This is a genomic window from Victivallis lenta (assembly GCF_009695545.1).
GTDB classification, from domain to species: Bacteria; Verrucomicrobiota; Lentisphaeria; order Victivallales; family Victivallaceae; genus Victivallis; species Victivallis lenta.
Genome location: NZ_VUNS01000015.1, coordinates 23161 through 38195 on the forward strand (window position 1 = coordinate 23161; position 15035 = coordinate 38195).

The window sequence follows — 15035 nt, forward strand, 5'->3', positions numbered from 1 at the left end:
ATCAAAAGGCGTAGATGATGACGCTTCAATGTCGAGCTTGATTGTAACCTTGACTCCCGGCTTCGCAGCGAGCTCAAACAACATCCCTGTAATTTATTTGATTCGCCATAACATTTCAAGGTTATTTTGCACAAATTTTACACAAACTTGTGACTTGGCCATTTTTTCAGTTGCTTTTTCGGCATTTCTGAGCTGAAAAAATGGTAGCGGGGAATGGAATCGAACCATTGACCTTCAGGTTATGATCCTGACATCGCTCTCTCTTCCCATATTTCGAAAGCGGAGAAAACCAGCCTCATGGATATTCCGGCCTCCCCATGCGGCAGCTGCAGAAATGCAGCGGCACTTCGAGGGTCACGCTTGATTTCCGCTATGGTTCTCTTTTTCGCGGCGCAGCCGCTCCCAGTAGGCGAGGCGTTTGCGGATCTCCCGCTCGAAGCCGCGCTCGGGCGGATCGTAGAACTTCCGGCGGTCCATTTTCTCCGGGAAATAGTTCTGCCCGGAGAAGCCGTCCGCGGTGTCGTGGTCGTAGACATACCCTTTTCCGTAACCGGCCTCTTCCATGAGCTTCGTCGGCGCATTCAGGATGTGCGGCGGCGGCATCAGCGAACCGTGGGCTTTCGCGGCTTCCCGCGCCTTTCCCCAGGCCGCGTAGGCGCTGTTCGACTTCGGCGCGCTGCCGAGGTAGATGACCAGCTCCGCAATGGCGAGATCGCCCTCCGGAGACCCGAGCCGCTCGTAGGCGTCCCACGCGGCAAGCGCCATCGGCAGCGCCTGCGGATCGGCCAGGCTCACGTCCTCCATCGCAAAACGGGTCAGCCGCCGCAGCAGGTAGAGCGGGTCCTCGCCTCCCTCGAGCATCCGCGCCGCCCAGTAGAGCGCCGCATCGGTATCCGAACCGCGCAGACTCTTGTGAACCGCACTGATCAGGTTGTAGTGCCCCTCGCGGTCCTTGTCGTAGACCGGGGCGCGCTGCTGGACCAGCTTCAGCAGCGAAGCCGCGTCGAGCGTCACTCCGGCCGGAGTGAGGTCGTAAACGCTCTCCAGCAGGTTGATCAGGTACCTGCCGTCGCCGTCGGCGAGCTCGATCAGGCCGGCCCGCGCCTCGGGCGTGACCGGCAGCGGGCGGCCGAGCAGCGTCTCCGCCCTCGTGACGATCCTGCCGAGCGCCTCCGCATCGAGCGCATTCAAAATGAATACCTTGCAGCGCGACAGAAGCGCGCTGTTGAGCTCGAACGAAGGATTCTCCGTCGTCGCGCCGACCAGTACGACCGTGCCGTTCTCGACATACGGCAGGAACCCGTCCTGCTGGGCGCGGTTGAAACGGTGGATCTCATCGATGAAAAGCAGCGTGCCCTCGCCGTAAACGCGCCTCTTCTTCGCTTCGTCGAACGCCTTGCGAAGATCCGCGATGCCGGAAAAGACAGCCGAGAGCGCGACGAAATGGAGCTGCGTCTTCGTCGCCATGATCCGGGCCAGCGTGGTTTTGCCGCACCCCGGCGGCCCCCAGAGGATGAAGCTGGCCAGCCGCCCCGAGTCGATCATGCGCCGCAGCGGGGCGCCCTCGCCGAGCAGATGATCCTGCCCGACGATCTCGTCGAGGGAGTGCGGACGCATGCGGTCGGCCAGCGGCCGCGAAACGTTCGCCGCGAAAAGGCTGTCGTCGTCCATGCCGTTCATAATTCCACCTGTTGCGTTTTCCCGATCCGGCACCGGGCGCGGCAGAAGGCGGCCGCTTCCGGGTCGGTCAGCACGGCGCCGGTCACAATCACCGCCCCGGCCAGCTGCCAGAGTGTCAGCGTCTCGCCGAGCAGCAGCAGCGCAAACAGTGCCGAGGCGAGCGGAATCGCATAGGCGGTCAGCGCCAGAAGCCCGAGCGAAATCGATTTCTGCGCCTGGTTCCAGCCGAGAAAAGCAAGCGCCGACGGCACCAGCGCCGTGTAGACGACCAGCCCCCAGCCGCCCCATTCCGACGGCAGGACCGCCCCGGCGAAACCAAGCCGGATGCCGCCGAGCAGCAGCGCGCCGAAGAGCATGCTCCAAACCGTGACCCGGTACCCGCCGAGGCGGACCACCGCGCCGCGCGCGAAAATCGTATAGAGCGCCCAGCAGAGCGCGCCGCACAGAATCAGCAGGTCGCCCGGCGCGAGCGAGTCGATATGGAAACCGCCGCCGTCCAGCACCTTCAGAACCAGCAGGCAGCCGGCGAAGCCGGCCAGAAAACCGGCCGACTGAAGCAGCGTGAAGCGTTTTCCGGCCGCGACAGTCAGCAGAAAAATCAGCAGCGGAGAGAGCGCGTCGAGCATCGAAGCGTTGATCGACGGAATCGTGCGCTGGGCGGCGAACAGGAAGAGGCTCATGAGCCCGGCGCCGACAAAGCCGAGCAGCGCCAGCTCAACCCAGTCGCGCCGGGCCGGCGGCAGCATCGCCCGGACGCCCTTCACAGCGGCGCCGGCGGCCAGCATGACCGCCCCGGCAATGCCGAACCGGAACATGCCGAGCGAGGCGGGGTCGATTCTCCCCTCCCCGATCAGCAGCCGCCCGACCGGAAACAGCGTCCCCCATGCGAAGACGCTGACCGCCGCCCAGAAGAACCCTTTATTCAATGATGAACGCATCGCAGCACCTTTCCGCCAATACCATACCGCCGGAAAAGGAAAAATGCAATTATTTTTTCTTCTTCGACTTCTTCTCTTTGAGCTCGATGTCGGCGGAAATCTTTTCGACCCAGTTCTTCAGCCGGCGTTTCTTTTCCGCCGCGGGAGTCTTCGGCATGCGGGGGCCTTCGGCCGGGGCTTTCTCCTTCCGCATGGTCCGGCCGGCCGGCGCCTTTTCGCGGCGCTCCGGCTTTCCGGCCTCCCGGTCGCGGGGCGGACGGGCCGGACGCTCCGGTCTTTCCCCGTCCGCTCCGCGCGACGGGCGCTCGGCGCTCTTCGAATCGTCCTCGGGACGCTCGGAGGCGAGCTGCACCTTCGGGCCGCCGCGCCGGAACGCGTCGATCACCTGTTCCGCCGCTTCGAAATCGACATTCACAAAGCTGAAATGGTCGAAACAGTCGATCTTGCCGACCCGGTATTTCTTGAGCCGCGCCTTCTCCCAGAGAAGGTCGAGCATCTTCACCGCGCCGTAACCGTCGAGTTTGCCGACGCCGATGTAGAGCCGGGTCGCCCCGTGGTCGTCCGGCAGACTCTCCCACGAACGGCGTTCGCGCCGCTGCTGCGGATTGAAATCGCGGTAGTTCTCCGGCAGGAGTTCGCCTTTGAAGCGGAGCTGGAGCACGGCGGCGAGCACCTCCGCCGGAGAGCCGCCGAGCGTCATAAGCTCTTCGGCGAAATTCACATATTCGCTGTGCATGCCGCCCTCGAGCGCCCCGGAGACGAGCTCGGAGAAGCGCTGCTTCTTCTGTTCGACCACATCCCTTCCCTGCGGGAGCTCCTTCTTCTCGATGTGCGTCTTCGCCTCGCGCTGGATCATGGTCAGCCGGCGGTATTCGGCGGGAGTCACAAACGTGATCGCCGTGCCGGTCTTGCCGGCGCGGCCGGTGCGGCCGATGCGGTGGACGTAGGTTTCGGTCCCCTGCGGCATCGAGTAATTGATGACGTGCGTCAGGTCGTTCACGTCGATGCCGCGCGCCGCGACGTCGGTTGCGATCAGAATCTTGAACTTCTTCGTCTTGAACTGATTGATGACCTTCGTCCGCATCGCCTGCGCGATATCGCCGTGCAGCGCCTCGACACGGTGGCCGCGCAGCTTGAGTTTCTCGACGAGTTCGTCGACATCGTTGCGGGTGCGGCAGAAGACGAGCGCGTAAATATCCTCCTCGATATCGAGAATCCGCGACAGCGCCTCGAACTTGTCCTCGCGCCGGACCTCAAAATAGATCTGCTCGGTCAGGTCGGTGCTGAGCTGCCGGTTCTCGGTGCGGATCACCTCGTAATCGCGCATGAACTGTCCGGCGATCTTCAGGATTTCGGGCGGCATGGTGGCGGAGAACATCAGCATGCGCTTGTCGGGCGTCGTCTCGGACAAAATCGCCTCGATCTCCTCGATGAACCCCATGTCGAGCATTTCGTCCGCCTCGTCGAGCACCGCGAAGCGGAGCGCGGAGAAGTCAAGCTTGCCGCGCCGCATGAGGTCGAGAACCCGGCCCGGCGTGCCGATCACGACGTCGACACCGTCGCGCAGCCGCTGCAGCTGGATTTCGATCGCCTGCCCGCCGTAAAACGGCGCGATGCGCAGTTCGTTCTTCCCCTTCAGGGAATTCAGTTCCTCGGCGATCTGGATCGAAAGTTCGCGGGTCGGAGCCAGGACAAGCGCCTGCGGCTTCCGGAGCCCGGGTTCGCCGAGCTCGATGATCGGAATGCCGAACGCGGCGGTTTTGCCGGTTCCGGTCTGCGCCTGCCCGACAAGGTCGCATTCGCCCGAAATCAGTTTCGGAATGGTCAGCTCCTGGATCGGCGACGGGGCTTCGAACCCCTTCGCACGCAGCGCTTCGAGGGTCTGCTCGGAGACGCCGAGGATACGGAAATTGTCAAGATCGCTCATGGTAGCCTTTCGTGCCGTCTACTGTAAATATTTACAACTTTCATGCATACGGCGAAAAGCACCCTGTGGCGCGCACACTTGCAAATCAGTTGTCATCCGGCCCCGTCCGAGTCGGCAGAAAATCTAAGTGACGGGGCGTTCCATTCGCCGGAACTCCCGGCAAAAGATATTAATATACCTCCGTGCCGTCGTTTTTGCAAAGGCTCGTTTCGTATTTGATCCGTTTTCTTTCGTGAATATCCAGAAAACAGCCGTCGCCGGCCGTGTAATCGGGCTGGAGCGCGACCTTGCCGCCCCCCTCCGGCAAATCGATCGCGAAGGTCGGAACCGCGAGCGACGAGAGCCGCGGCCGGAACGCGCGGAGAATCTCAAGCCCCTTTTCGATTCCGGTCGCAAAATGGCGCACGCCGCGCACCGGATCGACATGGAACAGATAGTGCGGCTTGACCCGCAGTGCGACGAGACTGCGGAAAAGCCGTTCAAGCACCGCCGCATCGTCGTTGATCCCCTTCAGGAGCACAGTCTGGTTGATGACCGGAATCCCGGCGGAGACCAGCCGGACGCACGCCTTCTCCGCCTCCGCCGACAACTCGCGCGGATGGTTGAAGTGCGTGGCGACCCAGAGCCCCGGAATCCGGCGCAGATATCCGCACAGCGCATCATCGATCCGCTGCGGCCAGACGGCCGGAATCCTCGTCGCGATGCGGATGATGTCGATCGACTCCACCCCGGCGATCGCATCGACGATGGTCCGGAAACGTTCGAAGGGCAGCATCAGCGGGTCACCGCCCGAAATCAGCACTTCACGCACCGCCGGAGTCCGCCGCAGGTAGTCGACGGCCGCCGCAAGCTCGGCGTCGGAAATGTCGTCGAGCTCCATCCCCGTCGTCCAGGCGCGTTTGCGGAAGCAGAAGCGGCAGCGCATCGCGCAGCGTCCGGTCGCCAGCAGGACGACCCGGTCGGCGAAGCGGTGAATCAGCCGCGGCGAAGCCATCTGCTCCTCCTCCGCCAGCGGATCGAAGCTCGACGATTCGTCGGCCAACTCCGCCGGAGCGGGAAGCGCCTGCCGCGCGATCGGGTCGTTTTTCCAGTCGGCCGGATCGATCAGTTTCAGGTAATACTCATTCAGGTAAACCGGGAAACGGGCCTCAACCGGCTCCAGCTCCGGCGGAAGCGCCAGCCCGAGCGCCTCGAACGCCTCCCGGGCCGATGTATAGAATTTCATGATCCATTCAGATAATTGGTTGCACCATATTCAGAATCATTTAATATAAATCCGGCACACGGGAAAATCCACTTCCGGATCCGGTTTTCTCGAAAAAACGCCGCCGCCTCCCCGGTTTTCTTTCGTTCCTCCGGACCGGCGACCCGAAAAAAAACGAATTTTTCCACGCTTTTCATTTCACGGGCCATTGCAATCGCCCCGAGGCTGTGTTATAATATAATAAAAGGGATTATACACACGTGCGAATAATTACAACAAAATTATAACAAACAAATTACAACAATATTTTAAAATCCATTTTCAGGAGAAAAGCATGTCACTGTCATTCAAAAAACAGGAAGAAGAGCTGCCGTCCGCGACTTACACCAGCTTGCAGGAAACGCTCGTCAGGCAGTCCGCCGGGCAATTCTCCGCGGAAACAGATGAAGAACCGGCTGCCGCGCAGCAGGCCGCGGCATTGCCGGAAAATTCCCGGAGCGACTCCGCGAAGGCACAGCAAAGCGCGCCGGTGACGTTCGGCACCGGCGCCGCCGACGGCAATGCCGGGAACTCCGCCGGCGGCGGAAACGGAAACGGAATACCGGGACGAAACTTCGCTTCCGGCGGCAGTCGCCGCAGCCGTCACGTTCCCCGGCGCACAGGCCGGCGGCGATGCGCTGCCGGACCCGGTTCAGCTCCGCCCGGCCGGTAATTCCGGCCTGACGGCCGAAGGCGACGCTCCGGCCGCCGTCGGGGACCTCATCACCGAAATCCTGCCGGGAGAAACGGTTGCGGATCCGTTCATCGGCGGCGTCCTTTACACCGATGCGGGCGAACCGGTTCCGTCCATCGCAGGAAGCATCATCGTCCGCGGCGGCGGCGCGGAAGACGCTCCGGTCTCCATCACCGGCGATTTCACCGGCGGCAGCAAAATCGTTTACGACGGCAGTTCCGTTTATCCGCACGACCTGCACGCCGTCACCGGCAGCGTCGTCATCGATCTTTCATACGCCGCCTTCACCGGAACCGCGGGCTCCATCGTCATGGGAGGCCGGGTCTCAGGCGCCGCCGACAGCACCCCGGAAACCGGAGACGCCGGCGGCATGGAGATCTCCGGCGGAGTCGAGGTGAAACTCAGCGACACCGACCTCGGGAAAAACCATCTGTTCCCCGGCGTCCTGGTCGAGAACGGCGGTTATGCCGCGGTCCGGTCCGGAGTCAAAGGGTCTTTCCGCAATGTCGCGGCCGCCCCGATCGACGATGACTCCATCTTCTGCATCATGGGCGCCGCGGTCAAAAATGAAGGCAGCCGGTTCAGCATCGACGGCGGCATCGAACTCATCTTCACCGACAGCCGGCTCCAGGGCGTATTCGGTTACGGCGTTCATCCCGAAAGCCATACCGGCGGTTCAGGGAACACCGTCAGCCGCGCTGCCGGCAAGGAACACGCCATCCGGATCGCCCTCGAAAACACCTCCTTCTTCTGCATCGCCGGCGCCGCGGCGGGAGGCACCGTCAACGGAGACATCGACATCTCGGCCGACAACGCCAGCAAGGGAAAAAACAACTGGGGGAATTTTTACCGCACGGAAATCACCGGAATCGGCCCGGGGGACAACCTGAACCTTCCGATCGGGGCGGTCACCGTCAACGGCGACATCAGCCTCTCGCTCTTCGACGACAGCTGCAACACCGTTCACGGCGGATACTTTTTCCCCAACGCCGGCGATGCCGGATTCGCCAACGGGAACATCAGCATCACCATCCGGGACTCGGGCAGCCGGGGCGACGACTATTACGGCTGGCTGAATGTGTACGGCGGAATCTACGGCACATATATCGAAGCTCCGGCCGAAGGGGCCCCCAATCCGGTTTCCGCCGAAGTGACGGGCCGGATCGTGCTGGAAGTCGACGGCCATAATTTCTCAAACATCACGGCGGGCGGCCCGCACTCCGTCGGCGGCGGCCTTACGGACGGGGGCGCCGCCATCCGGACGCTCTTCACCGGCGACCTCACCGTCAACGGCGACTTCCTCGGCGGCACGTTGTCGTCGAAATATTTCGATGTCACCATCCACGGCGACATCGCGGTCGGCGCGGCAACGGGCGTCACCGCGAAAATCGTGTTCAACAACAATTTCACCGGCGGCTTTCAGGCGCGCAACGATTACGACACGACCATCGACGGAGCCGTGACCGTTGACCTTGACAACGCATCGTTCATCGACAAAAATAACAACGGCATCCGGGTCACCGGCGGCGGGATCGTCACCGGCGGAAGCTACGGCGAAGAGCGTCCCGCGGGTGTGGTCACGGTGAAAAACGGCATTCGGATCACCCTGAACAACACTGTTTTCGAAAATCAGGCCAACCATTCGCTCACCCATGTTCTCGGCGTTCGGATCGAAAACGGCAGCGTCGTCGTGCAGAACGGAGTCGACTGCACGCTGAACAACGTGCAGTTTCTCGGCCTGGAGGATCTGGACCCGGAATATCCGATTCAGAATCCCGGCGAAGTCATCCCGCACGACAAGCTCGTCGGCGGAGGCGTCGATGAAAACGCCTCCGGGAAAGCCGAGATCCGCGGAACCGTATCCGTGACGGTGACCGGCAGCAGCCTGAAGCTGTTCTACGGCGGCGGCTACTCCGCCTTCGCCTATTCGACCGGAGAGAACAAACCGGTGGACAGTTACAGGCGGCGCGAAGCGGAAGCGGACTTTTACAAGGTGGTCACCGTTTCCTCCGGCGACGCCTCGCGGCCGGCAGTGGATCTGAAACTCGACGGAACCTCCTTCGCGGCGGTGTCCGGAGGCGGCCGGAATATCGAAGTCATCGGCGACGTCGTCCTGCATTTCGACAACACCCCCGGCAACGACAAGGCGGTCGGCGAAATCATCTACGGCTCCGGCATCGGCATCTGGCACAAGGGCGACGTCGACCTCACCGTGACCGGCGGCTGCAACATCACCGACCGGCTGGTCGGCGGCGGAGGAGGCTCCTCGGAGATCCAGAAGCAGCGCCTCGATGAAAACGGCTATCCGGTCTACGATGAAGACGGACAGGAAATCTACGACCCCACCGGAGTCCGGGATGCCCTGCTCGAAGGAAACGTCACGATCACGCTCTCCGGCGGCAGCACCTTCAACACGGTGTACGGCGGCAGCGACTGCGTCGGAATCAACGAAACCGGACCGGAGAACATTCCGGCCCAGCTCTCCGCCAGGAGCACGCCGGCGCCGGACCGGGTCCTCTCCGTCTACGGCAGACCGACCGAAATCACCGGCCGGATTCTGGTGAACCTGAACGACGTGACAATCAACACCTATGCCGGCGCGGGGCTCGGCACGGTCGGCCGCGATGTTGCGGGGACAACCGTAGTCGCAACGCAGCTCGGCTCCGGAACTTCCGTCAGGAATTTCATCGGCGGCAGCCTGTTCACGGACTACAGGCAGGGCAACCCCGTCCTCCACGGCGACGTGAAGGTCACCGGCGGCGGCGGCCGGAACACGATCGTCTCCGGCGGCTTCACGGCAGGCAGCAAAGTCCTCCATGCGGAAGAGATTCTGCGCAGCGAACACGACGAACCGGTCGAGATCACCGGCCAGGGCAGCTATGAATACGTCGGCCACGGCAGCGGAGACTACGACTACGGCTATCTCTATTTGTATGATCCGGACAATCCGGACTGCAGCTACACCAAAGATCCCGATACCGGAGAATTCACTTATGTCGGCTACGGAAAAGGCGACTATTGGGAATACTACACCCACATCCGCGTCGGCGAAGGAAACGGCTCTTACGCCTTCGATCCGGCAGGAACCGGCTCCTACTACGTGATCGAACGGAAGGAGGCGGTCATCGGGGAACTCGGACATCACACCATCACGGGCTCCGTGATCGCCGACCTCAAAAACTTCGAATTTACCGGAGACGGGCTCCTCCTGACCGGCGGCGGCGAAGTCGACGGCCTGAATAAAAACGAAGGGCATCTCCAGTACAGGATCGAAGGCGGAACCGACATCTCGCTGAACGGCGTTCTGTTCAACAGCAACCGCTTCGCCGGCGCGATGCATGTGAAGGACAAAGGCTGCGGCCGGATCGCCGGAACGGCGAAAACCGTGCTCTCGAACGCGGTTTTCGGCGCAGGCCCGGCGGACGAGCCGGCGCTCGTGCTCGGAGCCTATGCCGTCAACGGATCCCGGGCGGAAATCGGCGGCGGCATCAACGGCACGCTGAACGACGTCGACCTGAGCAGCCGTTCCGGCAGCGTGGTCTTCGGCGGCAACGCCGCCTCCGGCGGCAGCGTTGCGGACCTGGCCGGAAACGTCTCGCTGACCATCTCCGGAGAGAACGGCAAATACGGCACGGTCTACGGCGGCAGCGGCAGGCTGGACGATGCGAGTTCGGCCGACATCGCCGGCAACGTCAATCTGACCGTCACCGGCGGCACCTTCACGGGCAACATCGTCGCCGGCAGCAAAAACGGCCTGATCACCGGCGACGTCACCGCTTCCATCGGCGGCCGGGCGCTGGGCTGGATCATCGGCGGCAGCGAGAACCGGCTCGTGGACGGCAGCATCGATCTCTCGCTCACGGGCGAATTCGACTACATCGTCTTCGGCGGCGGACTCGGAACCGGCGCCGGAGTCACCGGCGACATCACGCTCACGGTCACCGGCAAAGGCGGCGCCCGGAACGGCATGATCTATGCAGGCGGCAACGGAGACGTCGGCGTCGAGAGCAGACGCGAAGGCACCCGGATCACGGTGACGGTCAACTCGAACGAGCACGGCGAAGCCTACCACCTCTTCCTCGGCACGAGCGCCAACTCGTCCGCGCCCGGAGATTCGACGATTTACGGGGACGTCTGCCTCGACTACATCGCCAACGGCGTCACCGACCGCACCGCCGAAACCGGCAGCGTCTACGGCGGCAGCCGGCGGACCGGCGTCGCCGGCGACTCCGTCATCACCGGCAAGGCCGTGCTGAATTTCGGGGAAGTCTATATCAACAACCTGTTCTTCGGCGGCGGCTATGCGACCGCGTCCGGCCAGAGCGTCCGGGTCGTCACCGAAGGCGGCGTGCTGATCAATCTGAACAACACGAAGGCGACCGAGGCGGCGATCATGGCCGGCGGCATCGCCACCGGCAGCGGAGCGCAGGCCGTCATCGGCACGGAACAGACCCGGGCCGGCGCCCGGCTGAACCTCACCGGCAGCACCACTGTCGACGTCATCCACGGCGGCGGGTACGGCATCAGCCGCGGCAGGAGCGTCATCTGCGGCGACAGCGTGATCACGATCGACTCCGACAACGTCACGACCGACCTGATCCACGGCGGCGGATACGCCAACGGCGGCATCGACGTCATCCGAGGCAAGGCCGTCATCAGCATCACGGCCTCCGCCTCGACCAACTACATCCACGGCGGCGGATACGCGATCGGCTCCGGCGTTTCGGCCGTCACCGACGGCGTCGAAATCCACCTGAGCAACTACCGGCACCGGCCGGAAGTGCCGATGGTGGTCTATGCAGGCGGACGCAACGCCATGGGCGGCACCGCCTATGTCGGGGCCGACGAGAACGGCACGGAGAACATCCACAGCGCCGGAACCCTCGTCACGGCCGACGCCGGCGTGCGGCTCTGGCACATCTACGGCGGCGGCTACAGCGAAGGTCCCGGCACGACCACGGTCTACGGCGGAACCCGGATCGTCATCAACGGCGCCGTCATCGCCGGGGAAAACGGCAGCGCCGGTTTCCTCTACGGCGGCGGCCACGTGTTCAACCGCACCGACAACTACTCGATCGTCAACGGCGGCACGAACATCACCGTCAACGGAGGCACGCTCGGCTACGTCTACGGCGGCGGCAGCACATACTACGCCGACGCGGCAGCCGACCTCTCGATCGTCAACGGCGGCACGAGCATCACGCTGAACAGCGCCGACAGCGTGCTGACCATCAACAACTATGTCTGCGGCGGCGGCAACCGGAGCGCGACCGTCTACGGCGGAACCCGGATCGAGTTCACCGGGCTCGGCGACAACCTGAACTTCACAAGCTACGTGATCGGCTCGAACAACCGGAACCAGAACACTTACGGGGAAAAGGAGCTGGTGTTCAACGGCTTCACCGGCAGCTTCAACGCGAAGATCGCCTACTTCGACACGATCACGATCAGCGGCAGCGCCGTCAACTGGACGAAGTCCCAGACGCTGGCCGAGGTCTCCGAGTGGAATTTCGACCTCTCCGGCTCCGGTCCGGCGCTGACCTGGGAGAACGGAACCAATGATTTCAGCGGAGACACCCTGAATCTGACGTTCGGCGGCGCCTATACCGGCGGCGTCGTGTTCTCGGGGAGCGGCGCCACACTGACCGGCTGGGAGAGCGTCGGCGCGGTCAACATCGGCGGCTCCGCCGCGGTCCGGGACGGGTCGGTCTGGCGCGTCGCCGGTGCCTGGGAGCTCAGCAGAAATGCGGACAACCAGCTGATTCTCAGCAAACTCGCCTGAAAGGAGAAATGAGTTATGATTGAATATGCGAAACCCGAACTGATCGAATTCACCGCCTGGAAGTCCCTCGTTCAGGGCCAATCCATTCCGGATTGCGACACCGAAGACGGTTCTACCATCGGCTGCGGCTCCGAGGACAAATACCAGTGTCCCTCAGCGGTCACACAACCGTTCTGAACGGAGGAAAACCAGTGCGTCCCTACTCTTCTCCGCTGCGGGCCGAAGCGGCGCTGACCTCCCGATGCAACCTGCGGTGCCGGTACTGCCATTTCTTCGGCAGCGCCGGAGAAAAGAAGCGCGAGCTCGATACCGCGGAGTGGCTGGGAATCTTCGATGAGCTCGGCGCAATGAAAGTAATGGAGCTGACCCTCACCGGCGGCGAGGTCCTCCTGCGCGAAGACCTGCCGGAGCTGATCGCGGGAATCCGCCGGAACAACATGCGGTTCCTGCTGCTCAGCAACGGCTTCGCATTCGAGGAGCACCACGCCGCGATGCTGAAGGAAAGCGGGCGGTGCGTCTATGTGCAGATCTCCATCGACGGTCCCGAGGCGGCGAACGACCTCGCCCGGGGAAGCGGGACCTACGCCCGCGCGGTCCGCGCCATGAAGCTGGTCCTCCGGTACGGCATCCCGCTGACCGTCCGCATGACCGTCGGCAGGCACAACTTCCGGCTGCTGCCGGAGACCGCCCGGCTCATGATCGAAGAGAACAACGTGCGGGCGCTGACCTGCAACCCGGCCTTCCATTTCACCGGGAAGGAGGATGAATCCGACCTGCCGTGGATCATGTCCCGGCGCGAATTTCTCACGGCGCTGTCGGATGCGCTGGCGACCGCCCGGAACCACCCCGAACGCTTCTCGCTTCGCGGCACCATGTTCGGCCGGGCCGCCGCCCAGTGGAGCCATCTGCGCCGCTGCCGCCGGGAGAACCCGCCGCCGGCAGCCCCCTCCCCCTGCGCCAGCAACTGCCTCGCCCAGCTCGAAAAGCTCTATATCGGCGCCGACGGCTCCGTCACGCCGTGCAACCACCTGCCGGATGCCGTGATCGGCCAGGCCGGCCGCGACCGGCTCGCCGATCTGTGGGAAAACGCGCCGATTCTCCGGCAGATGCGCGCCCCCGGGGAAGCGCTGCTTCAGGAGTTCCCGCTCTGCCGGGGATGCGGATACGCCCCCTGGTGCGTCCCCACCGCCCGCTGCCTGAACTCCGGCGGCCGCGCCTCCTTCGTCTGTCTGAAACTGCACGAGGAGGAAGCGCCCGATTTCGATTTTGAAGAGATGAAATGGAAACAGAACGCCGTTTTGAAATAGAGCTGCCGGACAGCGGCCGCATTGTCTGGCGCTTTCAGGGCGATGTCCCGGTCTCGCGCCTGAAGACGCTGCGGCGGCTGATCAAGCCCTCCGCCGTCGCACCGGCTTCTCCGGTTGCGACGGAGGTGTCTGTCCGCCGCCGGCCGTTCACGGAACGGGAGGAATTCGGAACCGCCCCGTCCCGGACGATTCTCCGGACACACCGGCTCTCGGCCCGGATGACTGCGGCGGACCGGGTGGAGATACTCCTGCACGAAACCGGGGATGAGACGCTGCTGCGGGAGCTCTACACACTGCAGCGCATCATCTGGTACGGCTTCCTCCCGCTGCTGCTGAGGCGGAAGCTGCTGGTCCTGCACGGATCGCTCCTGGCGCTCGACGGCCGCGGCGTGCTGCTGTGCGGCTCTTCCGGCAGCGGGAAAAGCACCTGCGCCCGGCGAGTCCCCGCCCCCTGGCGCGCGCTGGCGGACGACGCGGTGCTGGTCAGCGCCGCGGAGGACGGCATTTACGCGCAGGGGCTGCCGACCTGGAGCCGGCTGCTGCCGGACCGGACCGGCCCTCGGGTGGACGTCAACGACCGGGTCGAGCTGTCCGGCCTCTACCATCTGGCGCAGTCGCCGGAGGACCGGATCGGCACACTCACCGGCTCGGAGGCGATCAATGTCGTCATCCGCTCCTTCCTCGACTTCTCCGGCATCTGGAAAATCCATCCCGGCAACGCTTTGCGGCGGGATATCTCTCTCGCAGCCATGGATTTCGCCCAGTACGCCAACCGCCGGGCCGACACCGGCCGGCTGCACTGCACGCTCCACGGCGAATTCTGGAAGGAACTGGAAGGGCGGCTCTCCGCCGCTCCGCTCATTCGAAGAAGCGAGACGGAGGCCTCATACGGCGTCAGCTCACATTGAACAGCGCGCACATCTCATCGAACCGGGCGAGAGGGGCCGGGCCGAATTTCAGCATCGAGTGCCGAATCCGTTCCAGCGGCTTCTCACGCAGATCGCCGGATTTCGAGAAAAACTTGTCGGCGAGGCAGATCAGCTTCTCCTCCGGCGTTTCCGGCAGGTAGTCCCGCGCCGGAATCGGCAGCGACTCCCGCCGCACCTCTTCCGCGGTGAGCCCGCTGCCGGTGTGGCGTTCGCAGATCCGGGCATACGCTTCGAGTTCGACTCCATGCGTCCGGGCATACTCCCGCAGCATCCGCGCGCCGATCACGCCGTGGGCGATGTAAGGCTCCGTCCCCACGCACAGAATTTTCGGCGCGCGACAATGCAGGATACCGATGTCGTGCAGCATCGCGCCGGCGGCGACCAGCCGGGAGTCAAGTTCCGGCGCAGCCTGCGCGAGAATCGCCAGCGCCTTGTCCCGAACCTGCGCGCTGTGCTTCAGGAGCAGCCGGCGCAGCGGCGTCTCCTCCGGGTAAAAATACCGGATGATTTCCAGAGAATCAATATCCGTCATCAT

Annotated in this window: 10 protein-coding genes; 4 read left to right on the forward strand and 6 right to left on the reverse strand. The window is 63.6% G+C overall.

Features of this window, described 5'->3' with window-relative positions; all coding sequences use genetic code 11:
* Nucleotides 1–354 precede the first annotated feature (354 nt).
* The 5 genes from FYJ85_RS13570 to FYJ85_RS23165 all read right to left on the reverse strand — a co-directional run bounded on the left by FYJ85_RS13570 (nucleotide 355) and on the right by FYJ85_RS23165 (nucleotide 5958).
* Nucleotides 355–1680 carry a replication-associated recombination protein A gene (locus FYJ85_RS13570; RefSeq protein WP_154419207.1) on the reverse strand — a complete coding sequence of 442 codons (1326 nt, stop codon included), beginning with the start codon at nucleotides 1678–1680 and terminating at the stop codon, nucleotides 355–357.
* Nucleotides 1677–2618, reverse strand: a complete 942-nt coding sequence (locus tag FYJ85_RS13575; protein WP_154419209.1) for a DMT family transporter — start codon at nucleotides 2616–2618, stop codon at nucleotides 1677–1679. Before FYJ85_RS13575 ends, FYJ85_RS13570 begins: the two co-directional genes overlap by 4 nt.
* Nucleotides 2619–2667: 49 nt before the next feature.
* Nucleotides 2668–4545, reverse strand: coding sequence for a DEAD/DEAH box helicase (locus tag FYJ85_RS13580; protein ID WP_154419211.1), 1878 nt, complete (start codon nucleotides 4543–4545; stop codon nucleotides 2668–2670).
* 169 nt (nucleotides 4546–4714) lie between these two features.
* The gene (locus tag FYJ85_RS13585; protein ID WP_154419213.1) at nucleotides 4715–5770 is read right to left on the reverse strand and encodes a KamA family radical SAM protein; all 1056 of its coding nucleotides are present in this window, start codon (nucleotides 5768–5770) and stop codon (nucleotides 4715–4717) included.
* Entirely contained in the window at nucleotides 5767–5958 is a 192-nt protein-coding gene (locus FYJ85_RS23165; protein WP_106051836.1) for a hypothetical protein, read from the reverse strand. The genes FYJ85_RS13585 and FYJ85_RS23165 overlap by 4 nt, the downstream gene beginning before the upstream one ends.
* Before the next feature lie 351 nt (nucleotides 5959–6309).
* Here FYJ85_RS23165 and FYJ85_RS13590 point away from each other — a divergent pair, with 351 nt between their 5' ends.
* From FYJ85_RS13590 to FYJ85_RS13605, 4 genes are read left to right on the forward strand one after another with little or no spacing between them, the layout of a single operon-like run.
* A complete protein-coding gene (locus FYJ85_RS13590) occupies nucleotides 6310–12264 on the forward strand; it encodes a hypothetical protein (RefSeq protein WP_154419214.1) in 5955 nt (1984 codons plus the stop codon).
* A gap of 15 nt (nucleotides 12265–12279) precedes the next feature.
* Entirely contained in the window at nucleotides 12280–12441 is a 162-nt protein-coding gene (locus FYJ85_RS13595; RefSeq protein ID WP_154419215.1) for a hypothetical protein, read from the forward strand.
* 14 nt (nucleotides 12442–12455) lie between these two features.
* Nucleotides 12456–13571: a radical SAM protein gene (locus FYJ85_RS13600; RefSeq protein WP_154419216.1), complete on the forward strand. Its 1116-nt coding sequence runs from the start codon at nucleotides 12456–12458 to the stop codon at nucleotides 13569–13571.
* Nucleotides 13544–14479 carry a hypothetical protein gene (locus tag FYJ85_RS13605; protein WP_154419217.1) on the forward strand — a complete coding sequence of 312 codons (936 nt, stop codon included), beginning with the start codon at nucleotides 13544–13546 and terminating at the stop codon, nucleotides 14477–14479. Before FYJ85_RS13600 ends, FYJ85_RS13605 begins: the two co-directional genes overlap by 28 nt.
* Here FYJ85_RS13605 and FYJ85_RS13610 read toward each other — a convergent pair.
* Nucleotides 14466–15035 carry an HD domain-containing protein gene (locus FYJ85_RS13610; RefSeq protein WP_206213180.1) on the reverse strand — a complete coding sequence of 190 codons (570 nt, stop codon included), beginning with the start codon at nucleotides 15033–15035 and terminating at the stop codon, nucleotides 14466–14468. The two genes, FYJ85_RS13605 and FYJ85_RS13610, sit on opposite strands and share 14 nt — an antisense overlap.